The organism is Actinoallomurus bryophytorum (genome assembly GCF_006716425.1).
Classification (GTDB): Bacteria; Actinomycetota; Actinomycetes; order Streptosporangiales; family Streptosporangiaceae; genus Actinoallomurus; species Actinoallomurus bryophytorum.
Genome location: NZ_VFOZ01000001.1, coordinates 1,951,699 through 1,975,222 on the forward strand (window position 1 = coordinate 1,951,699; position 23,524 = coordinate 1,975,222).

A 23,524-nucleotide genomic window follows, 5' to 3' on the forward strand; every position below is an offset into this window, starting at 1 on the left:
CGTGGACCAGCTACTCGAGGATCTTGTTCCGGGGGTCGTCAAGCCGTACGTCGGCTGGATCGTCGGCATGGACTGGCCCGAGGCCGACGAGGAGAAGCTCTTCGCAGCCGCCGAGGCCGTCGCCCACGCGGGCGAGGGCGCCACCGAGGCGGGAACCTCCGGCGACATCGCCTTCGCCGCGGTCAAGGCCTGCATGGACGGCGTGGCCGCCGACTCCTTCGGAAAGTACTGGGACCAGTTCAACAAGACCGACCCCCAGTATCTTCCGAAGCTGACGGAGGCCTGCAACGAGGCCGCGAAGCAACTGCACGCTTACGGGCTGGACGCCGAGTACACGAAGTACATGATTCTGTTCTCGCTGATGTTGCTGGCGTATCAGATCGTCTATTTCATCACCATGGCCGCGCCCAGCTTCGGTACCTCTCTGAGCCTCATTCCGGGCGCGTGCGCCATCACCCAGATGAGCGTCCGGCAACTCGCCCGCCAGCTCTTGGTGAACATCCTGATGTCCACCGCGATCATGGGTGGAATGGACTGGGGGATCCAGAGCATTCAGATGATCGAGGGGAACCGCAGGAGCTGGGACTTCGACAAGACCCTCGCCAGCCTCGAAGGTGGCGTGATGACCGGCGCCGCGTTCACCGGGATGGCCGGGCTCCTCGGCAAGATCGGCGGGTCTCGGCTGGCGTCGGCGGCCGCACACGACCTGAAGTTCGGCGAACTGACCGGCCGGGAGAAATTCGCGTCCTTCATGACGAACTCGGTCGGCGGCCACATGCTGCAGAGCGGCGCGGCGAACATGCTCGGCAGCCTGCCGATGCTGGCCGCCAGCGGCCAGCTCGACCTCGAGCACCTGGCCAAGGCCGGCACCTCCGGCCTCATCGGCGCGGCCGACGGGCATCTGATCGAGCCGACGAGCGCTGCGCACGGGAGCGGCCCCCCACCCGGTGATCTCACGCTTCCCGGTACCCACCCGACGGTGGCGGACGCGGGTCACCCCGTCTCCGACGGCCCACCCCCGATGGACACCGAAGGCATCCTGGCCGGGTCCTACGAAGGCCCCTCGGGTGACGGCGGGGCGGTCGTACCGGCCGGTGACCACATCCCGCCGGGCGAGAACGTCCTGGCCGGTGAGAACCCGCCGGTCGGCGGGCACGACCCGGGCGCGCCCCAGACGGTCGCGTACGACGGCGGTGGCCAGCAGGTGGTCGCGCACCAGGAAGGTGGCGGGCCGCACCAGACGGGCACGTACGACTCCGGCGGCTCCGCCGGGACACCGCATACCGTTCTCGCGGACGCCGGCCCGTCGGCCGCCGACGGCGCCCACGCCCCGATGTCCGGCGGTGGCCATCCCTCGCAGCCGTTCGCGGCCGACGGGAGGCCGGGCGGCGACCGGCCCGACTCCGCCCCGCGGCCCGGCCTCGACCAGGAACCGTCGCCCGTCGTCCCCGTCGCTCCGGCGCAGGGAGACGGCCGGGTCGCGGGTCCGGCGACTCCCGGTGAGGGTGGGCGTGGCCCGACCTCGACCGCACAGCGCCCCGACCCGGGCACCGCGGGCCGTCCCGACCAGGGCGGCACGCCCCGTCCTGACCAAGGTGGCGCGGCTCGTCCCGACCATGCCGGCGCGGGCCGTCCCGATCAGGGCACCGGAGCCCGTCCCGGCGAAGCGAAGGGCGGGCAGGCCGGCGCGGAGCCGAACACCGCGCCGCAGCCGGGCCGGGGCGCCGACGGCCCCCCCGGACGTCATGGCGACGGCCGGGCGCCCGACACCCCGGACGTGGTGGTCGCGCCCGTCGATGCCGGTCCCGGCGGCGCGGGACACACGCCACACGCCGGCGCTGCGCGCACCCCCGAGGAGGTCGGCCAGGCGTTCGTGAGGGAATTCGGCACGGACCGCTACAACAGGTTCGTCGCGGAGTTCGAGGAGAGGCTGCGGCGCCTCCCTTCGGACTCGCCGTGGCACGAGGTCTACCAGCGGATGCCCAAAGAGCTCCTTGCGGCCGTGCACGCCTACACCCGTGGCTGGCATCGCGACCTCAACGTCGCGCTGCGTGAAGGGTCGGAGGCCGCGCTCGCCGAACAGTCCGCCCACATCGAGGCGTTGAAGGTCGCCCTGGACGGGCTCCCGCGGTACGACGGCATCGCCCATCGCGGCGCCGACCTGACATCCGAGCAACTCAAGCACTATCTGCCGCACACGGTGGTGAAGGAACGCGCCTTCACCAGTGCCACGACCAGCCTCCACAGCAGGCTGCCGGGCAACACGCACTTCGTCATCCAATCGCGCAACGGCCGCGAGATCGGCCCGCTCGCCACCGCCATGGGCCACGAGCGCGAGGTCATCTTCGCTCCCGATACCGAGTTCAAGGTGCTCGGCGTCGACCAGCGGGGCGACACGACGGTCATTTACCTCACCGAGGTCGAGGCTTCACCCAGCAGCCCGTTCCAGATCATCGTCGAACAGGGACGTCCCGGCGACGGCTATGTCGCGCCGGGAGTCTGGGGCAAACACGGCGCCTCGAGCGGACTGATCAGGCACACCGACGCGACCGGAACGCCCCGCTACCTGCTGCAGCAGGCCGGGCCGATGGTCCGTGAACACGAGGGCAAGTGGCAGCTCCCCGGTGGCGCCCGCAACAGCCTGGAGACCCCGGCCCAGGGTTTCGCACGAGAGTTCAGCGAGGAGTCGGGGGCCGACCAGAGATATCTGGACACGCTGTCTCTTCAGGGCGAGCGCGTGGTGGAGGGTCCGAACGGCTTCACTCACACGACCATGGCGATCGACTCCCCGACCAGGTTCGAACCCCGGTCCGACGGACTCGAGGCCACCGACGCCAAGTGGTTCACCGAAGAAGAGCTGAAGGCGATGGCCGCGAACGGCGACCTCCACCCCAAACTCGCCGAGAGCCTCCAAGATTCGCTGAACCTCTTCCCTGGGCACGACCCCGCGCACGAGGGCACGGACGTGGTCCGCTCTGCGGGAACGACGCACACCACGGCTCATCCGGACGCGGCGGCGGGACCGCGGCCGGACGGCGTGGAGGGCCACACCCCGGCACCCTCCCATCCCGTGGCCTCGCACCCGCCGGACCCGGCCTCATCGCACGCCACCACCGCCGGCGCTGGTGACCATGCCGCCGCGGGCCATCACCCGTTGCCGGCGCACGAGGAGGGCCTGCGGCGTCTCGGCCTGGACGACCTCGGCCCGCGGTACCGCAGCACGGCCGAGGACCGGCAGGCGATCCGGGACCATTTCGGTGAGGAGAGGTTCAACGAGCTGGCGGACCAGGTACGGGAGGCGCGACGGCAGTTCGACCAGGGACGGCTGAGCGGCCACGACGACTGGGCCCCCGTCCTCGAACGCGTACCGATCGAGGACCAGGTCGCGCTGTACTCCTACACGACCGATCCCCGGGTCAACGAGGCGATGCGCACGGGCGATCTGACCGCCCTGGAGCACTGGGCGCCCGTGATCAAGGGCATCACCTCGGCGCTCAACGAGATGCCGGTCCACACCGACATGGTCTTCCGCCGCATCTGGCTCCAGCCCCACCAGCTCCACCAACTCGACGTCTACCAGCCTGGCGTGGTCATCCGCGAGCCCGCGTACATCAGCGCCTCCTCCGACGCGAGGGCCAAGCTCGGCGGCAACGTCGAGTTCGTGATCGACTCCCGCACCGGACGGCTCGTCGCCCCGGGGCTGCACGCACGGCCACAGGAACGCGAAGTCGTCCTCATGCCTGATCGCCACTACAAGGTGCTGGACACCGAGGACCTGCCGGGTGGCGGCAAACGGGTCTATCTGCGCGAACTCACCGACGTGGAGGTGGCGGAGCCGGTGCCTGCCACGCTCCGTCCGGCCGAGGCGCCGCATTCCAGCATCGCGGATCTGCTCAACGGCACGCACGACGAGCCGCCGTCCCCCGCCCCACTCGACGCCGGCGCCGACCGGCCCGTCGCGGCGCCGGACGCTCCGCGCGGCCCCGTTCACTCCGAGCTGGTCGGACGGCACGGCGGAGAGGCCGTCGACGCCGCGGTCTCCCACGTCCATGACAGGACACAGGGCGGCTGGCAGAAGACCTACGAACGGGTCGAGACGGAGGACCTGGCCTCGTCACGGCTGTTCGCCCAGGGGGACCACCGGCCGATCAACGAGGGGCTGTACGGAGGCCACGAGGAGGCCCTGGCCCCCTACACCGAGCAGATCCGTTCACACGACGCGGTGCTGGAACAGCTGCCCGCCTTCGAGGGCAGGGTGCACCGGGTGGTCGATCTCGATCCCGCGCAGCAGGCGCGCTACCGGCAGGTCGAGGTCGCGCACGAACCGGGTTACGTCATCGGCTCGGCCAATCCGCACGGCCAGTTCCACGGCAACACCGAGTTCGTGATCGAGTCCCGTACGGGACGGCTCGTCGGACCGGCGATCACCGATCACGGGACCGACCACGAAGTGCACTTCCGTCGCGACACCGACTTCGAGGTCACCGGCGTCGAGGACCTGCCGGACGGCCGTCTCCGCGTCTACCAGCGCGAGATGACGGACGCCGACCGCGGTCCGGACCGCTCGGTGCTTCCGGACCACGTACGGGACCTGCTCGACCGTACCGGTGACGACGGCCGTCCGGTGTTCCCGCGACAGGGCCGCGAGCCGCTCGAACACGCTCGGCTCCTCGACCGGATGCATGCGCTGTTCGGCGACTTCGCGCACCTCACCCCGGGCCACCTGCGCTATACCGAGGCACTGACCGAGGCTGCCCGGGAGCTCTACGGCGCGGCGCCGGACCATGTGTTCACACCGTCCGACCTGCGGGGACTGCGCCACCTGGCCGACCTGTCGGGAGCGGCCCCCGACGGGATGATCCCTCGCGCCGAGGTCATGCTCGACGTCGCGCGTGAGGTCGCCGGCCGCGAGCCGACACCGCGGGACGTCGAGGGCCTGACCCGGCTTGCCGAGCACCTGGATGACATGGGCGGCCCCCGCGACTTCGAACCGCCCGCCGACGCCCTGCACCGGGCGGCGGCGGACCGCCTCGGCACACTGCCGAGCGCGGAGACGACACACCGGGCGATCCACGACCTCACGGGCGGCGACGAGCACGTGCGACCGGGGTCCGGCACACCTCACGCCGGCACCCGTGAACGGGACGCGACCGCTGCCAACGTCGGAGACTTCCGCGGCGACGCCATCGACCCGTCGGAAGGGTCGCTGACCCGGCGCGACGTGCTCAACGAGATCGTTCCCAACATCCGGCTCATCGCGCCAAAGGAGATCCGCTGGGCGGGTGACCACTTCGTACTGCCGGACGGCCGGGACATCACGATCGAGACCGGCCGTACCGAGGATGACGCGGTCGCCAGCTTCTCCGAAGACCCGGACGGCTACCGCATCACCGTCTCCCCGCAGGCGCGCCCCGAGGACGTCGTACGCGGGGTCGGGCACGAAGTCGAGGAGATCCGGCTGCGGAACGACCCGGACGTCGTGCACGACATCTCCAGCGAGACGCCGACGCAGATGACCGACCACCTCGGCGGTCGCTTCGCGGAGGTGCGGATCCTCTCGCACCAGATCGACCGCGCGGTGCTCGACCCGTCGAGGGCCGGTGACCTGCCGCGACTGACCAAGGACCTACGCGACCTCACCGAGAGGATCGGCCTGCACGACCACCCGACGGCGGACGACCGACTGCGGCTCCTCGCCGAGTACGACCCTGCGCTGGCGCACCGGTTCGAGCTCCAGAGCCAAGGGCTTTTCCAGGACCGGCCGATCTTCGATCCTCGCCTCACCGAACCGCGGTACGCCGAGCAGAGGGCCCGATATCTCGATCGGCTCCGGGAAGTCCTGCAGGGCGACCGGCACATGGAGGAGATCGTGTACGCCGAGTCGGCCGCACTCGACGGACGGATGCGGATGGAGCAGTCCCGCCGCGTCTTCGACCCGATCTTCGAAGGCGCCAAGGAACGGTTCCAGGCCGCCGGGCGTGGAAAGCGTGCGGTGTTCGAGCACCTGGAGCCGATCACCGCTGCGATGAGCGACCGGCACATCCCCCCGGCGGAGCGCCATGCCGCGATCGACGCAGTGATCGAGCGCATGCGGGCCGTGGAGACGGGCCCCCGGCCGGTGGCCGAGGCGATGCTCGATCGTCTGCGGGCCGTGAGCGAGATCCCCCCGGCACTCATAGACGCGATCGACTTCGACGCCATGCGCGAAGCGGCACGGGACTCGATCGCCGCGCCCTATCGCAGTGCCGGCGCGCTCGACCACGCCTCCGGAAACATCCTCCTGAACCACGACCTTCCCGGCGCGCCTGCCGGGTCCAGGGTTCCGTTCCGCGAGTTGCTCGCCGTGCTCGACCGCGCCAACCAGGGATTCGCCGAGCGCGGTGTCCACGCGGAGTACGCCGTGGTCATCCACGACCCGGTCGACGGGCAGTCCCACATCGACGTGCTGTCCAGGCCGCGTCCGCAGCACCGGCAGGACGCCGTGGGCCACTCGCCGCGTCCTCCGGCCCCGGCCGCCGCCCGCGGCGGTCACACGATCGACGTCGGCGTCGGCCGGAGCGGTTACGCGGCCGAGATGACGCCGGCGGCGGACCGGCAGGGCGGTGGCCTGATCATCCAGACCGAGCTCCCCGACGCACCGCTCAACGGGCTGCGCCGCCGTGACATCGACATCATGGATCCGGCGCCGCTCACGGGCGACGGCTCGGTCCTGGTCTTCGGCGATCTGCTGTCCCATGGACAGGTACTCGCGCACGGCGAGAACGGCGGAGTGGCGCGTGTCTACCTCAACAACGTGAGCGCCAAGTTCACGCATGAGCAGTACGCCAGGCTCGGCGACCAGTTCATCGGGATGATGAGCGAGGGTGGCCGGGTGGAGGTCCAGTGGGACATGAAGCCCGAAAAGGCGGGCGGAACGCCGGGCGACAGGGGCCATGTCCAGGGCGATATTCTCGTGGACGTACTCCGGGAACGGGGAGCCGACATCAGCGTCACCAACGAGGAATTCGGCGTGCAGGGAAACGACGACTACGACTACTCGATCGACGCCGCGACCCGGAACGACCCGGACCAGTCCGTGATCGAGACCTTCGCCAGCCCACGACCACAGTTCCGTACGGTCATCGAGTTCCTCTCGTCGCCCGAACGAGGGGGTCACTGACGTGCTGGAGTGGACGAGCGACCCGGACAGAGCGGCCGAGCTCGAGCGGGCCCGCGAAGCACTGCGTGACCTGCTCCACTCGGTGGCGGTCGCGGCGCTCCCCGAGGCGACTCCGGACGTGGGGTCCGACATCGGCCCGAGCCCGGTTGATCTGGTGGGCCGCCCCGGCGTCGCCAGATGCCGGATCACCGTCCTCGCCCGTGCCGGTCGCCCGGAAGACCCGGCTCAGGTCCTTGCACGCGCCCGTACGGCACTGACCGCCGCGGGCTGGGCGACCGACGAACCCCGGCCACTCGGTCCCAAGCTCGCCATGTCCGCACGTGACGGTGACGCCGCGATGGAGGTGTACGCCGATCCGGACGGCGTCGAGCTCCACGGCGCCACGCCGGAGCTACAGATCTCCCAGGTCCGCCACGTACGGCCCGCACCGGTGATCACGGCCGAGGCCGTACACCCCGGCAGCGTCCTGTGTTACGAATGCCAGGGCCTCGGCTGGTGCGATGTGTGCGAGGGCGACGGCTGGATCGACGGCAAACGTTGCCCCCTGTGCGCGGGCGAGGAGCTCTGCCCGATCTGCCGGGGTGCGGGAGAACTCTCGATCACGTCGCTGTCGCTCCAGCAGCGTGAGCACTATCCGCAGCTGCGGTCCCGGTGAGTGGGGCGAAGATGCCGGCCGACGACGAGCTTCCCCTCGCACGGACCAACGCCGAGGCTCATGTGTTCCTGAGCCTCCAGCCCTGTCCCTCGTGCGGCGAGACCCGGGGCGACTACCGGAGTTCGGTGATCAGGGCCGGCCGTGACCTCGCCTCGCGCTACACCGCCGTCTGCCCGCGCTGCGGCCACGAGCGCGTCTACCGATTCCGGATTCCCGAGGAGATCCTGCACGCCCAGGCGGGCGAGGTGGTCTTCGGCGGTGACGAGCCGTCTCAGCTACTGGATCCGGGCCAGTGGCTCGCGTACGCCGACGACCGGGCTCGTCGGGTGCCGGCGACCCGTACCGGCCTTGACCCGGAGCAGCGGCGGGGCGCCCGCCACGCCCTGGCGACCGCGATCGCCGCGCTCGACGAGGTGCTCAAGTTCGCGCCGCCGGGAGCGGAGGTGGTACCCATCTCGGCGTTCACCACATCGGCTGGACGCGCCGTCCTCGATCGCGAGCCGGGCCGCTTCGGCACCGTCCGGCTACGTGCGGTCAGGGACACCTACGCTCTCCGCCTGCCACAGTGGCGTGGGTGAGCGGCCGCCGGTGGACCAGGGCGGTGATTCGGCCGTTTATCTCCATCGAAGCGGTAGATCGCCCGTTACGATCGTGCTCGTGGCTCACGACCCCCCCGCGGCACACCGGCGCAGGCCGAAGGTGTTACTGGTGATCTCAGCCGCCCTCGTGATCCTGATCGCGACACTCTGGGCGACGGGCGGGCTGAAGGCCCGACCCGGCGGGCCGATCACCGCCAAGCCCGGCAGGGCCGTCGACCAAGGGCTTTTCCACGTCCAGATCCTGGACGCTCGGGCAGGCAGCATGAAGCTGCACGAGTTCGACCCGGCGGCGAACCTCCTCATCGTGCGAATGCGGGTGACCGACACCGGCAACGAGTCGTACGGGATCGGGTCGTTCATCCACGGCATCGCGGCCGAGCCGAAGCCCGGCAAGTTCGCCGAGGCCGACTTCACGCGGTCGGAGGGTGACATCGACGGCGAGGAGACCAGCTCGATCCATCCGCGGCTGCCCGTCACCGTGCAGGTCGTCTGGGTCCTCGGAAACGCGGCCGCACCGCCCAATGTGACCGTCGCGCTGCGCACCTGGGAGTACGGCCAGAGCTTCACCACCGACACCTTCTACTGGAGCGTGACGGGGCAGTCTCCGATCACGGCCAAGGTGTCCGTCCCGGTCCGGCAGGGAGCGACGTCGTGAGCGCTCCACGGAAACTCATCTCGGGTCTGCTGACCGTCGGCCTGATGGCACTGGCCATGTGGCTGTACACCTTCAAGCCCCACCTCGAGGACAAGGAGCAAGATCCCCTCGTCACCAGCGGCCGCGCCGGCGCGGTCGTCGACAACCCCGACTTCAGCGTCAAGGTGGGCAAGATCGATGTGGCGACCGGGATCGCGAAGTCCTCTTTCCTGCAGCAAAAGGCACAGGTCATGCGGAGCCTGGGCATCTTCGTGATCGTCCATCTGGAGATCAAGAGCAACCAGAAGCCCTTCCAGCCCGGCGACCCGAAGCTCATCACACGTGGTGGCGTGTCCTACGACGAGAGCGGCCGGGCGGCCATCTCGACCCCCAACGGTGACTTCCAGCCCATGCTGTGGGCTCCCGCGACGTACGTCTTCGAGATCCCCAAGGACCGGCTGGCCGGAGCGCGCCTGGCCATCGGAGAGTCCGCGCTGCTCATCCAGCTCAGCGCGCAGACCGAGGTCGACCTGGGCCTCGACAACGGTGAGGCGGCACAACTGCTCTCCCACGCATCCCCGGCGTACGCCCTGAAGACGACGTGAGCTACGACCCGCTGGAGTGGACCACACGGGATCCGCTCGAGGAGACCTCGCCGGACCCGATCCCGCGCAGACGGCGCCTGAATGACGGATGGCGGCACGCGATCGAGGTGGTCGCGCTGATCCTGCTCGTCCCCGGCCTGCTCGCGGCCGAGTGGGTCGACGGCTCCAAGCAGTCGCGGCAGTGGCAGACGAAGGAGCGCGTCACCGTCGTGCGCCGCGGCGGCACCGGCACCCTCGGGCACGTCAAGCTGCGGCTGCTCGGCCGGGACACGACGGGCGCCCTGAAGAGCAGCACGACGCCGGCCGGCGGGGTGAACCTCAAACTCGTCGTGACGGCGCGGCCTCTCGACGCCCAGGGGGTCAAGAGCATCGACATTCTCGGGTTCACGGTCCGCGACCGCGCCGGGCACGTCTGGTCGGCGTTCCCGTCGACGGACCGGGACCGCACGAAGGCCGTGGGCACCGACACCGAGGTGAGCGTCACCGCGACCGTGCCGGAGCGCCTGGTCAGCTCGGTCGTACTCGAGGTCCGACCTGGGGCGCTGGCATCGAAGGGCCCGGCTGCGACGCCGGTGCTGAGGTTCGCTCACTGACCCGCGCCACCACGAGGTCGAACGCCGCGGCCATCAGGCACACGCGCAACATCTGGTGTACGAGGTCCACGGCGAAGTCGATGGAGTCGAGGCGCAGCGCCCAGTAGCCGATCGGGTGCGGCCCGAGGAGATAGAAGACGCCGCGTTCGGCCAGCGGCGCAAGATCCTCCAGCCCCATGTACAGGACGCAGAACACCGCGAAGGGCAGCAGCCCCGCGCGGATCACCATCCGGAACCCGTAGAACGTCGGCAGCCACTTGTCGCGCAGCTCTCGCGTGGCGACCTCCCACGGCGTGTGCGGCCGGTCGATCCCGCTGGCCGACAGAAGCCTGCGCCCGACCCGTCCCTTGCCCAGCGCGGTCTCCTCGTCGGCGTCGACGCCGAGGATCACGCCCGCGATCACCAGCCATACGAGGCCCCCGAGCACGGCCTCCTTGAAGGAGGGCCAGAGCGCGCCGAACCAGTCGAGCGCCGGCCCGGTGAGGTGACCGAGCCACCCCCAGGCGACCCGGCCCTGGACCCAGTCCGAGAAGGCGCCGCGGGCCTTGTTCACCGAGAAGAGGCCGAAGAGCGTCCAGTTGACCTCGAAGAACGCCACCGCCACCCCGCCGACGCGGGACCATTTCGGCTCCACGAAGCGCTCGGCGATGAACTTCAGGGCGAAGAAACCGGCGGTCAGCACGACCGCCAGGTAGACGTGATCGTTCAGCAGGATCAGCGATTTCATCGCCTCGAGCTGGCCCATGAGGCCGCCCTGCGCGTTGCCCCGGCCGGCCGCCGACTGTTCGAAGGCCTGCGCGTCCTCGCTGAACCAGTTCCAGGCCAGATAGAAGATCATGAACGGCAGCAGCGCGCGGGTGAGCCCGTCGAGGATCGACTCCTCCTCGGACGCCGTCCAGGAGGTCAGGGACTCGTCGAGCTCGCGTTTCCTGACCGCGGGCAGGCCGTCCCTGACGCTGTGCACCATCGCCACGGTCACGCTGAGCGAGACCATGACGGTCAGGCTGAGCACGAAGATCGGGACGGCGGCGCGGTGCAGTCCGAAGTGATATCCCGCGAGGAAGAGCAGGTATCGCAGGACCTGGCCGACCGTGTACCAAAGGGCCAGCGGCACCGCGAAACGCCCGGCCAGCCGAAGCGTGGTCCAGGGCAAAGTCACTGGGGACAAACGGAGCACAATACGCGATCGTAACGGCTTGGTGCTCAGGTCGTGGCACCGTTGGAAGGCTGCTGAAGGTTCCGGCGAAAACAGAATCCCGCCGTCACGCGATGGCGTGGCAGCGGGATTCTTCGTGTGTGGAGTTCGCCGGGTCCTGCGGCTAGATGGCGACCTTCAGGTTGGCGATCTCTCCGGTCTGGGCTCGCACCGTCGAGTCGATGCTGACCCCGCCGGGCGCGAGCACGCGTACCGTCCAGTCACCCGGTGCGGCGAAGAAGCGGAAGATGCCCTCGTCGCTGGTCACGACCTCACCGGTGAACTCGCCGGTCGCGTCGAGCAGGCGCGCGTACGCACCGGAGACGACATTCCCCTCGCGTTCGACGGTGCCCTGAATGACCGCCTCGTTCGCCAGATCCACAGTCGCGGGCAGACTCGCCGTCTGCGCCGGCGCTCCGCAGCCGTCCGTCATTTTGCCTCCCCAAGCTCGATCGGTACGCCGACGAGCGATCCGTACTCGGTCCAGGATCCGTCGTAGTTCTTCACGTCCGGCAGGCCGAGCAGCTCGTGCAGGGCGAACCAGGTGTGGGATGAACGCTCACCGATCCGGCAGTAGGCGATCGTCGCCTTGGAGAGGTCAACGCCCGCCTCTTCGTAAAGCTTCCGCAGCTCCTCGTCAGAGCGGAAGGTGCCGTCATCGTTGGCGGCCTTCGACCACGGGATGCTGCGCGCGGTCGGGATGTGGCCGCCACGCTGCGCCTGCTCCTGCGGCAGGTGCGCCGGGGCGAGCAGCTTGCCCGAGAACTCGTCGGGCGACCGCACGTCGACGAGGTTCTTGTTGCCGATCGCCTCGACGACCTCCTCGCGGAAGGCGCGGATCGTGCCGTCCTGCTCCTTGGCGGAGTAGGAGGTCTTCGGGCGGGCCGGCACGTCCTCGACGAGGTCGCGGGAGTCGAGCTCCCACTTCTTGCGGCCGCCGTCCAGGAGCTTGACGTTCTGGTGGCCGTACAGGCGGAAGTACCAGTACGCGTAGGCCGCGAACCAGTTGTTGTTCCCGCCGTACAGGACGACCAGGTCGTCGCCGGCGATGCCCTTCTCGGACAGCAGGCTCTCAAAGCCCGTCTTGTCCACGAAGTCGCGGCGTACCGGGTCCTGCAGCTCGGTCTTCCAGTCGATGCGTACGGCCCCGCGGATGTGGCCCTTCTCGTACGCGCTGGTGTCCTCGTCGACCTCGACGAGAACGATTCCGGGGTCATCGAGGTGCGCCTGCACCCAGTCAGCGTCGACCAGGACGTCGGAGCGGCTCATGCTGTTGTCCTCCTAGTTGGAGTGGCGGTTCGGTCTTCGGGCACTCGCGGCATGGCCACGTGCTGAACGAACTCGATCTAGGACGTGGCTCGCCTAGGGGTGAGCCGGCGAATGAGCAGATAGGCCTCACAGCCCAGGCACAGCCCGAAGGCGGCGTTGAGGAACGCCGCGATCAGCGCGAACGCTGTGGCGGTCATACCCAATGCCGGGATCCCAAGGGCGTATCCCACCACTCCGACCAGCGCGAACACCGCACCCACCCCCTGCGCGAAGCGGGGCGGGGTCTCGGGCTCGAGCTCCTTGGAAGGACCGAGCCGCGGACGGACGAAAGCCTGGTAGATCAGGCCGTACGGCGCGCTACGGAGACCGAACACGACTCCGATGGCGAACACGATGGCCTGAGCCGCCAACAGCAGCCAGCTGCTGGTCACCAAGACGACGATCAGGACAATTGACGTGAGGATCGCGCTGAAGCGCTGGCCTCTGGGGTCGACCTGCATCGGAAGATGCTCCTGGTGACGGCGGCGAGTGAGATGGGCTGAAGAGGGGCCAACCAACTCAGGCCGTACGACAGAGCGCGGTAGCGACGCGGCAGAAGTCGACCGCCCGTCGCTTGGTAAGCAGCTCTGTCCAGGAACGCACGAGACGATAGTAAGCGGCGTCTCGCTCGGCGTAAAATGCCATCTCGCCCCTCGAGCCGTCAGAACCCACTCCGACCTGCGACAACACACCTACTGAACGATAGAGAACGCCTCTGCGTGCCGCGGCCGCACGACGCTGAAATCCCGTCGGTCGAGTGTCGCCACCTGTGTCACGTTCAGTCGCTCGGCGATCGCCATCACTGAAGCGTCGGTGGGGTCGAGCCGGAGGTCGGAGTACTGGGCCACCAGCTCTGCCATCCGGGCCAGGTCCGCCGGCATGAGGGCGACAAGCTGGTATCGGTCGCGTTCGAGTTCGGCCGCGACCGCCTCCAAAAGACCGCGTGGCTCTTCGGGCCGATCCTGTCCCCGATGACCCAACAGGCCTCGATCAGCACAGTGTCCGGGAGCAACAGGGGGCGGGGAACTCACGAAAAAGTCGAAGGCAGCGCTCGTGGTCGAAATCCCTGCGGTTCGCAGTGGCTACGAGCGGCCCCGAGTCGAGGAGAGTCGTCACAAGGAGTGATTAAATCGCTCCGAAACGTACTCATCGATGCGTTCCGCGAGATCCGAGGGACCGTCCTCGATAATGCCCGCGAAAGCGGGCGTCCGCCCGGTCTCCTCGCTCACAACCTCCCCCTCGTCCACCAGCCGCAGGGCGTGCCGGCGGACCTCCTGCACCTGGTCCGGGGTCAGTTGGTCGACCAGACGGTGCAGGTCTTCGTAGTCGTGCGCGGCGGTCACATTCTGAATTTACCCCGGAAGACAGCCTGTCCGCGGGTGGTCTCAGGCGACGGTCTCGCCCAGGGCAGCGATGATGTCCGCCTTGCGCGGGAGGCCCGAAGCGCGGCGGACGATGCCGCCGCCGGCGTCGAGTACGAAGACCGTCGGGGTGCGCAGGACGTTCAGGCGGCGTACGAGGTCCAGGTGGGCCTCCGCGTCGAGCTCCACGTGAGCCACGCCGTCGATCATGCCCGCCACGTCGGTGAGGATGCGCCGGGTCGCCCGGCAGGGCGCGCAGAACGCCGAGGAGAACTGCACCAGCGTGGCCTTCTCGCCCAGGGACGCGCCGAGCTCGGTGGTACTGAGTCGTTCCACGTCCGCACCCTCCCGACGCCCGTGCTCGCGCAGCGCTCCATTGCGGCGCCGCCACACCAGGCCGAGGGCCATGGCGAGAACGAGCGCCGCCGCCGCGACGTACATCCCAGTCATCGAAAGGTCACAAGGCCTCCGCCGCCCGCTTCATTCCCTCAGACGCGGACGTGCAGCAACCTTTTCCCGTCCAGCGTGCGGATCTCGACCGACGCGATGTCCTGCTTCTGGAACATCGACGAGCCGTAGAAGCTGGCATCGCCGAGGTATTCGACCTTCCAACCGCCCGCGACGTCCCGCCGGCCCTTCTTGTCGATCGCGATCAGACGGCACTCGGAGTCGGCCGGCGCGCCGGCCAGCCGTACCGAGAAGGCGGTGCCCCACTCCTTGGGCTGCATGCCGATCTCCGCCCGGACACCGGTGGCCGGATCGTTTCCGTCCACCGTCGTGGCGGCCGAGGGAGTGGCACTGGGCCGGCCGGTCGGCGAGGGAGGCGGTTTGGCGATCGTCCCGCCGTCCGTGCCGCTCACCGCGCGTACGCCCACACCCGTCACGACGACCAGCGCGGCCGCGGCCGCCACCAGCCACAGACGGTTGTTGCGCCGCCGGCCACGGCTCTCGTCGGCGGCCTTGGTCAGGATCGAGTCCAGGAGCTCTTCCGGTGGTGACCCGAGCTGTTCGAGCTGGTCCTCGGTGACCCTCCCCAGCATGGCGGGCAGCCCCGCCAGCGAGGAGAGCTCGTCTCGGCAGCGTCCGCAGACGCCCAGGTGCGCGTCGACCATGGCGCGCTCGGCCGGCTCGATGGCGCCCAGGACGTACACACCGAGCAGTATCCGCAGCCGGGAGCATTCGGTGCCCGATGTCATGGCGCCAACCCCCGTTCTTCCAGTGCGAGTTTGAGGGCTCGCAGCGCATAGTAGGACCGCGACTTCACCGTGCCGGGCGGCACGCCGAGCGCCGCCGCGGCCTCGGCGACCGACCGTCCTCGGTAGTAGGTCTCGACCAGCACCGACCGGTGGTCGGGGCTCAGATCGGCGAGCGCCTCCGCGAACGTCCACGACTCGAGCGCGCGGCCGATCTCGTCGGTGGCCGGTACGGCGGCGAGTCCCGCCTCACCGGCCTCGGGCGGCCTGGACTGCCGCGCCCGGTGTGCGTCGACGACCAGATTCTTGGCCACCGTGAACAGCCACGGCCTTATCGGGCGGCCCTCCAGGGCCTCAGGATGTCGCCAGGCACGCAGCAGCGTCTCCTGGACCACGTCCTCCGCCTGATGCCGATCACCTTCGGTCAGGCGCAGGACGTATCCCAGGAGCGGTCCTCCGTGTTCGGCGTACAGGGCGCGGAGGAGGCGCTCGTTCGCTGTCGGTCCCACACTTCAGACACGTACCAAATACGCGGTTGGTTCACCGGAAGACTGATGATTTAGGAACGATCCAACCGGAACGGCCGCTGGATTCGCGCGTAGGTCAGTGCTCGTTGAGGCTTTCGAGGTTCACGTGCTCGCCGGTGGTGGTGACCCGCAGGCCGTCCTGGCCGATCTGGACGTCGCTGATCCGCGTGTTCTGCGGGAGCCCCTTCACCGGCATCGTGAACGAGAACGCCTGCTGGACCAGGGTGACCGGGATCGTGGTGCCGCCGGCGTCGACCGTCAGCGGCAGCACACGCACGCTACGGCCGGAGGGCCGTACGGTCACGGTCGCGGTCACCGTACGGCTGAGGCCGAGGACGGTCACCGGGCCGCGCACCTGCAGTTCCTTGCCCTTGGCCGAGACCTTCAGCCCCCGCGGCGCCTGCTTGTCGACGTCGGCGTAGGAGACGGTCGCGACGGAGGTCGCCGTGTCGGCCACCATCTGGGAGGCGTCACCGTGCAGCGCGTCCGACAGCGGGGCCTTGACGCCCTTCAGCGTGACGACGGTGTTGGTCAGGTGGACACCGAGCTGGGTGACGTCGCCGACGTTGACGTCGATCTCGCCGTACCGGCCGTTCAGCGCCTGATTCAGGAACGGAAAGCCCTTGATCTTCACCTCGGGCTTGTGGTCGAGGTCGTACTGCGACGCGACATTTTTGGCGATCTGGTCCTGGGCGACCCACAGACCGACCCGATCGGCGGCGATGATCACCCCGACCAGCAGGATCAGGAAAATCACCAATCCCTTGCGCATGTCTCTCCCGTCGCCGATTCGTGATCACACTACCGGCGCCCGGGGTCCGGCCGAGTCACCTTCCGTATTGACGTGTGCCCCGGCCCGATCGCCCCACGGAACCAGCGCGTCGCCACCGCCGGCGGTGTACGAACGGGCGATCCGCAGGTAACGGCTGACCAGGATGCACACGGCACCGGCCGCCCGCGGAACTCACCGCTCTCGACCGCCCCGGCCGGATCGCCGGGGACCTGCCGCACACGATCCGTGGCGCCGGGCCGCTCCGGGCGGTCCCACTGCCCGCCTCCACGTGGTCGCCGACCTCATCCGGCCACCGTCCGGCCTCAGCCTCCCGCGAAAGGCGGCAGGACCTCGACGGTTCCGCCGTCCGGGAGCCGGACGGACGCGTGGTCACGGGTGCCGACGGGGTCGCCGTCGACGAGGTAGGAACTGCGGGCGATGACGCGCTCGAACTCCAGGTCCCGGCCGGCCGCCGCCGTGGTCAGCGCTTGTTCCAGCGTCGCGGCGTCGTACGGCTCCTCGGCGACTCCGGCGGCCGCCCGCGCCGCCGCCCAGTATCTGATCAGCCCCTTCGCCATGTTCCCTCTCTCATGGTCTACACCACTCAGTAGTGAGGTCTCGCCCGCCATTCGGTATCCTCCCGTAGTAGGGATCCGGGCAGCGTCGCCCTCGGGTCCTCAATGTCTTTTTGGGGGCCGCCAACCGAGGAGGCCGTATTGAGCACTCTGCTTTTGCTGACGAATGTGCTCGAGCCGTCCGATGAAGTCCTGCCGGCGCTCGGGTTGCTCCTTCACTCGGTACGGGTGGCCCCGGCCGAGGGGGTGGCGCTCATCGACGCGCCCCCGTCCGACGTCGTCATCGTCGACGCGCGCCGGGACCTCGCCCAGGCCAAGAGTCTGTGCCGGCTGCTGCGCACGACAGGACTCGACGTACCGCTGCTCGCGATCGTAACCGAGGGCGGCCTGGCCGCCCTGACCCCCGAGTGGGGTCTCGACGACGTGCTGCTCCAGACCGCCGGTCCGGCCGAGGTGGAGGCCCGGCTGCGCCTGGTGGTCGGCCGTACGACCGCGGCCGAGCAGGACGACGTGCCGGGTGAGATCCGCAGCGGTGAGCTGACGATCGACGAGGCGACCTACAGCGCGCGGCTGCGCGGTCGCGTACTCGATCTGACGTTCAAGGAGTTCGAGCTGTTGAAGTACCTCGCGCAGCACCCGGGCCGGGTCTTCACCCGCGCCCAGCTCCTCCAGGAGGTCTGGGGGTATGACTACTTCGGTGGCACACGCACGGTCGACGTCCACGTACGGCGGCTACGGGCCAAGCTCGGCCCGGAGTACGAGTCGCTGATTGGAACGGTCCGTAACGTCGGTTACCGCTTCGTGCCCGACCACCGCGCCGAGGAGGTCCCGGCGCACACCTGAAAGGCCCTCAGAGCCTTCGCACGCCCAGCACGTACGCGGGGCCGTCGAAACCAGACCGCGTAGGTGTGGCCGGCCGACGCGCACCGCTTGGTGTCGGTCGTCCCGTCGACGCGGCCGAGGGTCCGGTAGTGCCCCGGCGTGCGCCCAGTGATGTACAGCCGCGGGTGGGTGTGGCCGCCCGTGTTCCGCACGCAGTCCCCAACCGAGGGGTCAGGCCTGCTCCGGAGGTCCCTGCGGGTCCGCTGCGGTCGGATGCTGGGCGGGCGGCGGCCCGTAGCCTGGGTACGGCCCCTGGCCCGGCGGAGGACCGTAGCCCTGAGGCGGAGGACCGTAGCCCGGCGGCGGCCCCTGTCCCGGCGGGGGACCGTACCCCTGAGGCGGACCGTAGCCAGGCGGCGGACCATAACCGGGTGGCGGGCCGTAGCCCGGCGGCGGGAACGGGCTGGGCCGACGCGAACGGCGCGACGCCGACCGTACGCCGATCACGATCACCAGGACCGCGCCGAGCAGCACCAGGATGATCAGCAGCTCGAGTACCGTCATGAATCCCCTTCTTCGCCGACGAGCCTCATTGATGCCGATACGGCCCGTACGGGAAGCCTTCCTGTGGGGAAGAGTCCGGGTACGGCCCGTACGGGAAGCCCTCCTGTGAGGAGGACTCCGGTTCGGGCTCGGCAGGACGACCATACGGCTCACGAGCGACAGACCCGTACGGGAAGTTCTCCAGCGAAGGGGAATCCCTGTCCGGCTGGGCGTGGGACTCACGGGCGAGGGACCCGTACGCCGGGCGCGCCGGTGGCAGCGCGTGGCGCGCGGGCGCCGGCAGAGCCGGACGGGCAGGCGGTGCGATCGCCGGTCGCGCGGGCGGCGGAGCCGGCCGCGAGGCCGGGGGGAGAGCCGGCCGCGACGCCGGCCGTGACGCCGGCGGCAGCGCGTGGCGCGCCTTTCGCGGAGCCGGAGGGCGCTCCTGGGTGCGGGGCGCCGGGACGGGGTCCTGCCGCGCCGGCTCCGTGTGTCGCCAGGGGTCGTCGAACCACGCGGGCTGCGCCAGGGCTCGCGGCTCGTACCCCGTTTCGAGCTCGTGACCCGGCTCGAGTTCGTAGCTCGGCTCAGGGACGGCCCACCGGCCGCCCATCGCCGCCAGCACCACCACGAACAGCAGGACACCGAGCGGCACTGCGAGCAGAGCCGCCATCACCGGCACTCCGGGATCGCCCACGACGACCGCCTTCCCGCACAGACAAGGGCCAGATGCTACGACACACGCGTGGGCATGCGGGAGGGGCCGATGGCACCCCGAAACAACATCGTGACAGGGCGACCTGGGCTGAGCGGGATGAAGAGGGCTCGGTAGGCTCCGGATCATGAGCCTGGTCGTACGCGAAGAACTGACGAACGACGAGGTCGCGGCGGCCTTGGAGGTCACCGAAGAGGCCGCGGCGGCCGATGGGGTGCGGCCGATGGGCGAAAGCGCGCTCCTGCGGCTGCGCGACGGCGCCGGAGCCGTGCTCGCCTATGACGGGGACGCGCTCGCCGGGGTCGCGATCCTCGACGGTGACGCGGGCGAGCTCGCGGTCCGCCCGTCGCTCCGGCGGCGCGGACACGGCCGTGCCCTCGTCACCGCGCTGGCCGGCCAGGTGGAGTCGCTGAACGTCTGGGCGCACGGAGAGCTCCCGGCGGCGGTCGGACTCGGCGGCGCGCTCGGCTTCGAACGGTTCCGTGCCCTGTGGAAGATGGCGCGTCCGCTCGGCGGAACCCTCCCGGAGGTCGCCGTGCCCGCCGGCGTACGGCTGCGCACGTTCGAGACCGGACGGGACGAGGACGCCTGGGTGGGGATCAACGCGCGCGCCTTCGCGGACCACCCGGAACAGGGCCGTTGGACGCGTACCGATCTGGAGCGCCGCGAGCGTGAGCCGTGGTTCTCCCCCGAAGGCTTCTTCCTCGCCGAGCGCGACGGTGAGCCGGTCGGCTTCCACTGGACGAAGGTGCACGAGGAGGACGGACCGGTCGGCGAGGTGTACGTCGTCGGTGTCGACCCGTCCGCGCAGGGACTCGGGCTGGGCCGGGTGCTGACGCTGGCCGGGCTCCACCATCTCCAGGATCTCGGCCTGCCCTCGGTGATCCTGTACGTCGACGAGTCGAACACGGCCGCGACGGCGCTCTATGGGAAGCTGGGCTTCGAGCGCCGGTCAACGGACGCGATGTACCGCAACTCCCGGTAAACCTCGCAGATAATCCTCGGCCACCAGCCCCGACGCGGTTCCGCGTAAGGCCGTTAACCGTACGGTCGCCTCAAGTAAGACCTTCTTTAGCCAGACATCATGACTGAGTTCATTCGCCGTTCACCTAGATCAGAGTGAGTGGTCATCTCCTCTCCTTAGCGTCGGGCATCGACGGTGGTCTCAACCTGGACAAACACCAGGGGGGCCGCCCACCTACCTATGAGGAGAATTTTCGGTGATGATCGGCACACGGCTGGCCGCCCTCGGCGGCGTGGCCCTTGTGGGTGCGCTCTCGCTGACCGCGTGCGGCTCGGATGACAACGGCGGCGGCAGCGGCAAGCCTGCCGCGAGCGGCGACTGTGTGAAGTCCACGGTCAACGCGGCCGGCTCGTCCGCTCAGGCGAACGCCATGAGCGAGTGGATCAAGGGCTACCAGCAGAGCTGCGCGGGCGCCAACGTCAACTACAACGCCAGCGGCTCGGGAGCCGGCGTGCAGGCGTTCACCGGCGGCCAGGTGGCCTTCGCCGGCTCTGACTCGGCCCTCAAGCCGGAGGAGCACGGCCCGGCCGACGCGCGCTGCAAGACCGGTAAGGCACTTGACCTGCCGATGGTCGGCGGCCCGATCGCGATCATTTACAACCTCAAGGGTGTCGACAACCTTCAGCTCACGCCTGCGACGATCGCCGGCATCTTCGCCGGCAAGATCAAGACCTGGAACGACCCGGCGCTCGCCAAGGACAACTCCGGCGTGAAGCTGCCGGCCACCCCGATCAAGCCGCTGCACCGCTCGGACGACTCGGGCACCACGGACAACCTCACCAAGTTCCTGCTCGCCACGGCGCCGGACGCCTGGAAGTTCCCGGGCGGCAAGACCTTCCCGGCCGCGGCCGGTGGCCAGGGCCTGAAGGGCTCTGACGGCGTCTCCACGGGGATCAAGCAGGGCGACGGGACCATCGGCTACGCCGAGCTCTCCTACGCCACCAACGGCAAGCTGCAGACCGCCAAGGTCCAGAACGGCGCGGGCGACTTCAGCGAGGTCAGCTCGGACGCCGCGTCCAAGGCCATCGCCGGCGCCCAGGTCTCCGGCCAGGGCAACGACCTTGCGCTGACGCTGGACTACAAGGCCAAGGACGGCTACCCGGTCGTCCTGGTCACCTACGAGATCGCCTGCGAGAAGGGGCTCCCCAAGGAGCAGGCGGACTTCGTGAAGTCCTTCCTCACCTACACCTCCAGCCAGCAGGGTCAGTCGATTCTGAGCGGCCTCGGGTACGCCCCGCTGCCGGACAGCATCCTGACCAAGGTCCAGGCGGCCGTTAAGGGCCTGTCCTGACCGAGAAGCATGCTGAGCCGGCGCGGTCGATCCGCGCCGGCTCGGCGGCATACCACCACAACGACCGCGTGACCCACGAGGGGGACGAGTGACCAGCGATACCCTGGAACAGGGCGCTACCCGCGCTCGAGGCGGACGGGGACGCAAGCTCAGCACCGGCCGCCTGGGGGATCGCCTGTTCGGCATCTCCGCCCGTGGCTCCGGCATCCTGCTGCTCCTCATCATCGCGGCGATCGCGGTGTTCCTCGTCGCGAAGGCCCTGCCCGCCCTGAAGGCGGACAAGGCCAACTTCCTCACCTCGCAGGTGTGGAACCCGGACGCGGCAGAGCCGAGGTTCGGCATCCTGCAGCTGGCGTTCGGCACCCTGCTGTCGTCGCTGATGGCGCTGCTCCTGGCCACCCCGGTGGCGATCGGGATCGCGCTGTTCATCGCCTTCTACTCACCGCGCAAGCTGGCGTCGGGCCTCGGCTACGTCGTGGACCTGCTCGCCGCGGTGCCGAGTGTGGTGTACGGCCTGTGGGGCCTGCAGTTCTTCGTCCCGAAGATGGCCAGCGTCGCGAACTTCCTGAACGGCAACTTCGGCTGGATCCCGCTGTTCGGGGGCGACAGCGTCGGCGGCCAGTCCATCCTCACCGCCGCCGTTGTCCTGGCGATCATGATCTTGCCGATCATCTCCTCCATCTCGCGTGAGGTCTTCTTCCAGGTCCCCCAGGCCAACGTGGAGGCCGCGCTGGCCCTGGGCGCGACGCGGTGGGAGGTCATCCGGATGGCGGTCCTCCCGTTCGGCCGCTCCGGCATGGTCAGTGCCGCGATGCTCGGCCTGGGCCGCGCGCTCGGCGAGACGATCGCCGTCGCGATGGTGCTGTCGACCGCGGCCGGGATCTCCCTGCGCATCCTCAAGCCTGGCGGCAACACGTTCGCCGCCAACATCGCGAACACCTTCGGCATGGCCGGCAACACCGGCCGGGGCGCGCTCATCGCCTCCGGCCTGGTGCTGTTCGTGATCACCCTCATCGTCAACATGCTCGCCCGCGCGATCGTCGCCCGGCGCAAGGAGTTCGTGTGAGCACCCCTACCTCGCCTGCGCTGGCCGGCGTCTCCGCCGGGCGGAAGGCCAAGGACCGGATCATCCAGATCCTGGTCTACGTCGCCTTCCTGCTCGCCGTCATCCCGCTCGTCTCGGTGCTGTGGACGGTGATCTCGAAGGGCGCCAAGCGCTTCGACCTCACTTTCTTCACCCACTCCCTGAACGGCATCGGCGCCAACGACGCCGGCGGTGGCGCGTACCACGCGATCATCGGCACCATCGAGCAGGTCGCCCTGGCCAGCGTCATCGCGATCCCGATCGGCGTGCTGACCGCCGTCTACCTGGTGGAGTACGGCCGCGACAGCCGGCTGGCCAAGACCGTCAGCTTCTTCGTCGACGTCATGACCGGCCTCCCCTCGATCGTCGCGGGCCTGTTCGTCCTGGCGTTCTGGCTGCTGCTGCTCGGCTTCAGCTTCTCCGGGTTCGCCGGCTCGATGGCACTGTCGATCCTGATGATGCCGACGGTCGTACGCGCCGCCGAAGAGATGCTGAAGCTGGTGCCGACCGACCTGCGCGAGGCGTCGTTCGCGCTGGGCGTGCCGCGGTGGCGGACGATCTGCTTCGTCGTGCTGCCGACCGCCTTCACCGGCATCGTCACCGGCATCATGCTGGCCATCGCCCGCGTCATGGGAGAGACGGCTCCGCTGCTGCTCACCGTGTTCGTCACCTCGGCGATCAACAACAACCCGTTCGAGGGGCCGCAGATGGCACTGCCGCTCTTCATCTTCGACCAGGCCGGCCGGCCGAACGACACCGCGATCAACCGGGCGTGGGCGGCAGCGCTCACGCTGATCGTCCTCATCATGCTGCTCAACCTGGTGGCGCGCGTCATCGCCCGCCTGCGCAAGCCCGTTTCCCGATAGGAG

At 69.4% G+C, this 23,524-nt stretch carries 26 protein-coding genes; 11 read left to right on the plus strand and 15 right to left on the minus strand.

Annotated elements, in window-relative coordinates; translation table 11 throughout:
• The first annotated feature begins 1 nt into the window (after nucleotide 1).
• The 6 genes from FB559_RS09215 (at nucleotide 2) to FB559_RS09240 (ending at nucleotide 10,245) form a co-directional block, all read left to right on the plus strand.
• A complete protein-coding gene (locus FB559_RS09215) occupies nucleotides 2-7,159 on the plus strand; it encodes a WXG100-like domain-containing protein (RefSeq protein ID WP_141955215.1) in 7,158 nt (2,385 codons plus the stop codon).
• A 1-nt stretch (nucleotide 7,160) separates the two neighbouring features.
• Nucleotides 7,161-7,814, plus strand: a complete 654-nt coding sequence (locus FB559_RS09220) for a hypothetical protein (protein WP_141955216.1) — start codon at nucleotides 7,161-7,163, stop codon at nucleotides 7,812-7,814.
• A gap of 11 nt (nucleotides 7,815-7,825) precedes the next feature.
• The gene (locus FB559_RS09225) at nucleotides 7,826-8,392 is read left to right on the plus strand and encodes a hypothetical protein (RefSeq protein ID WP_141955217.1); all 567 of its coding nucleotides are present in this window, start codon (nucleotides 7,826-7,828) and stop codon (nucleotides 8,390-8,392) included.
• 79 nt (nucleotides 8,393-8,471) lie between these two features.
• Complete coding sequence (locus FB559_RS09230) at nucleotides 8,472-9,068, plus strand: hypothetical protein (protein WP_141955218.1); 597 nt, start codon at nucleotides 8,472-8,474, stop codon at nucleotides 9,066-9,068.
• Nucleotides 9,065-9,652: a DUF4352 domain-containing protein gene (locus tag FB559_RS09235; RefSeq protein ID WP_141955219.1), complete on the plus strand. Its 588-nt coding sequence runs from the start codon at nucleotides 9,065-9,067 to the stop codon at nucleotides 9,650-9,652. Before FB559_RS09230 ends, FB559_RS09235 begins: the two co-directional genes overlap by 4 nt.
• A complete protein-coding gene (locus FB559_RS09240) occupies nucleotides 9,649-10,245 on the plus strand; it encodes a hypothetical protein (RefSeq protein WP_141955220.1) in 597 nt (198 codons plus the stop codon). Before FB559_RS09235 ends, FB559_RS09240 begins: the two co-directional genes overlap by 4 nt.
• Here FB559_RS09240 and FB559_RS09245 read toward each other — a convergent pair.
• From FB559_RS09245 to FB559_RS09295, 12 genes are all read right to left on the minus strand, one after another.
• Nucleotides 10,160-11,413 (minus strand): hypothetical protein, encoded by a 1,254-nt coding sequence (locus FB559_RS09245; protein ID WP_141955221.1) that lies wholly within the window; start codon nucleotides 11,411-11,413, stop codon nucleotides 10,160-10,162. The two genes, FB559_RS09240 and FB559_RS09245, sit on opposite strands and share 86 nt — an antisense overlap.
• 151 nt (nucleotides 11,414-11,564) lie before the next feature.
• On the minus strand, nucleotides 11,565-11,873 hold the full coding sequence (locus FB559_RS09250) for a DUF1416 domain-containing protein (protein ID WP_141955222.1): 309 nt from the start codon (nucleotides 11,871-11,873) through the stop codon (nucleotides 11,565-11,567).
• Nucleotides 11,870-12,709, minus strand: a complete 840-nt coding sequence (locus FB559_RS09255) for a sulfurtransferase (protein ID WP_141955223.1) — start codon at nucleotides 12,707-12,709, stop codon at nucleotides 11,870-11,872. Before FB559_RS09255 ends, FB559_RS09250 begins: the two co-directional genes overlap by 4 nt.
• A 77-nt stretch (nucleotides 12,710-12,786) precedes the next feature.
• Nucleotides 12,787-13,209 (minus strand): DUF4395 domain-containing protein, encoded by a 423-nt coding sequence (locus FB559_RS09260; RefSeq protein ID WP_141955224.1) that lies wholly within the window; start codon nucleotides 13,207-13,209, stop codon nucleotides 12,787-12,789.
• Nucleotides 13,210-13,267: 58 nt separating this feature from the next.
• Entirely contained in the window at nucleotides 13,268-13,393 is a 126-nt protein-coding gene (locus FB559_RS46635) for a putative leader peptide (RefSeq protein WP_425455059.1), read from the minus strand.
• A 47-nt stretch (nucleotides 13,394-13,440) separates the two neighbouring features.
• Nucleotides 13,441-13,683: a PIN domain-containing protein gene (locus tag FB559_RS45355; RefSeq protein ID WP_246121468.1), complete on the minus strand. Its 243-nt coding sequence runs from the start codon at nucleotides 13,681-13,683 to the stop codon at nucleotides 13,441-13,443.
• 177 nt (nucleotides 13,684-13,860) lie between these two features.
• The gene (locus tag FB559_RS09270; protein ID WP_141955226.1) at nucleotides 13,861-14,091 is read right to left on the minus strand and encodes a hypothetical protein; all 231 of its coding nucleotides are present in this window, start codon (nucleotides 14,089-14,091) and stop codon (nucleotides 13,861-13,863) included.
• A gap of 42 nt (nucleotides 14,092-14,133) precedes the next feature.
• A complete protein-coding gene (locus FB559_RS09275; RefSeq protein WP_141955227.1) occupies nucleotides 14,134-14,559 on the minus strand; it encodes a thioredoxin family protein in 426 nt (141 codons plus the stop codon).
• 38 nt (nucleotides 14,560-14,597) lie between these two features.
• Nucleotides 14,598-15,305, minus strand: a complete 708-nt coding sequence (locus tag FB559_RS09280; RefSeq protein ID WP_141955228.1) for an anti-sigma factor family protein — start codon at nucleotides 15,303-15,305, stop codon at nucleotides 14,598-14,600.
• Complete coding sequence (locus tag FB559_RS09285; protein ID WP_141955229.1) at nucleotides 15,302-15,811, minus strand: sigma-70 family RNA polymerase sigma factor; 510 nt, start codon at nucleotides 15,809-15,811, stop codon at nucleotides 15,302-15,304. The genes FB559_RS09280 and FB559_RS09285 overlap by 4 nt, the downstream gene beginning before the upstream one ends.
• A 94-nt stretch (nucleotides 15,812-15,905) precedes the next feature.
• Nucleotides 15,906-16,601, minus strand: a complete 696-nt coding sequence (locus tag FB559_RS09290) for an LmeA family phospholipid-binding protein (RefSeq protein WP_141955230.1) — start codon at nucleotides 16,599-16,601, stop codon at nucleotides 15,906-15,908.
• A gap of 323 nt (nucleotides 16,602-16,924) precedes the next feature.
• Nucleotides 16,925-17,179: a MoaD/ThiS family protein gene (locus tag FB559_RS09295; RefSeq protein ID WP_141955231.1), complete on the minus strand. Its 255-nt coding sequence runs from the start codon at nucleotides 17,177-17,179 to the stop codon at nucleotides 16,925-16,927.
• A 138-nt stretch (nucleotides 17,180-17,317) separates the two neighbouring features.
• On the opposite strand from FB559_RS09295, the gene FB559_RS09300 reads away from it, so the two are divergent.
• The gene (locus FB559_RS09300; RefSeq protein WP_141955232.1) at nucleotides 17,318-18,019 is read left to right on the plus strand and encodes a winged helix-turn-helix transcriptional regulator; all 702 of its coding nucleotides are present in this window, start codon (nucleotides 17,318-17,320) and stop codon (nucleotides 18,017-18,019) included.
• Here the strand turns inward: FB559_RS09300 and FB559_RS46640 are convergent.
• The 3 genes from FB559_RS46640 to FB559_RS09310 are packed head-to-tail and all read right to left on the minus strand — an operon-like array spanning nucleotide 17,968 to nucleotide 19,238.
• Nucleotides 17,968-18,210: a hypothetical protein gene (locus FB559_RS46640; protein ID WP_425455060.1), complete on the minus strand. Its 243-nt coding sequence runs from the start codon at nucleotides 18,208-18,210 to the stop codon at nucleotides 17,968-17,970. The two genes, FB559_RS09300 and FB559_RS46640, sit on opposite strands and share 52 nt — an antisense overlap.
• A 19-nt stretch (nucleotides 18,211-18,229) precedes the next feature.
• The gene (locus FB559_RS09305; protein WP_185792113.1) at nucleotides 18,230-18,562 is read right to left on the minus strand and encodes a hypothetical protein; all 333 of its coding nucleotides are present in this window, start codon (nucleotides 18,560-18,562) and stop codon (nucleotides 18,230-18,232) included.
• 25 nt (nucleotides 18,563-18,587) lie between these two features.
• The gene (locus FB559_RS09310) at nucleotides 18,588-19,238 is read right to left on the minus strand and encodes a hypothetical protein (RefSeq protein WP_141955233.1); all 651 of its coding nucleotides are present in this window, start codon (nucleotides 19,236-19,238) and stop codon (nucleotides 18,588-18,590) included.
• Between the two features lie 142 nt (nucleotides 19,239-19,380).
• Between FB559_RS09310 and mshD the strand changes: the two genes are divergently transcribed.
• From mshD to pstA, 4 genes are all read left to right on the plus strand, one after another.
• Nucleotides 19,381-20,241 (plus strand): mycothiol synthase, encoded by an 861-nt coding sequence (gene mshD, locus FB559_RS09315; RefSeq protein ID WP_221640379.1) that lies wholly within the window; start codon nucleotides 19,381-19,383, stop codon nucleotides 20,239-20,241.
• 238 nt (nucleotides 20,242-20,479) lie between these two features.
• On the plus strand, nucleotides 20,480-21,571 hold the full coding sequence (gene pstS, locus FB559_RS09320; RefSeq protein WP_185792114.1) for a phosphate ABC transporter substrate-binding protein PstS: 1,092 nt from the start codon (nucleotides 20,480-20,482) through the stop codon (nucleotides 21,569-21,571).
• Between the two features lie 88 nt (nucleotides 21,572-21,659).
• On the plus strand, nucleotides 21,660-22,637 hold the full coding sequence (gene pstC / locus FB559_RS09325) for a phosphate ABC transporter permease subunit PstC (RefSeq protein WP_141955236.1): 978 nt from the start codon (nucleotides 21,660-21,662) through the stop codon (nucleotides 22,635-22,637).
• Complete coding sequence (gene pstA / locus FB559_RS09330; protein ID WP_141955237.1) at nucleotides 22,634-23,521, plus strand: phosphate ABC transporter permease PstA; 888 nt, start codon at nucleotides 22,634-22,636, stop codon at nucleotides 23,519-23,521. The genes pstC and pstA overlap by 4 nt, the downstream gene beginning before the upstream one ends.
• Nucleotides 23,522-23,524 lie beyond the last annotated feature (3 nt).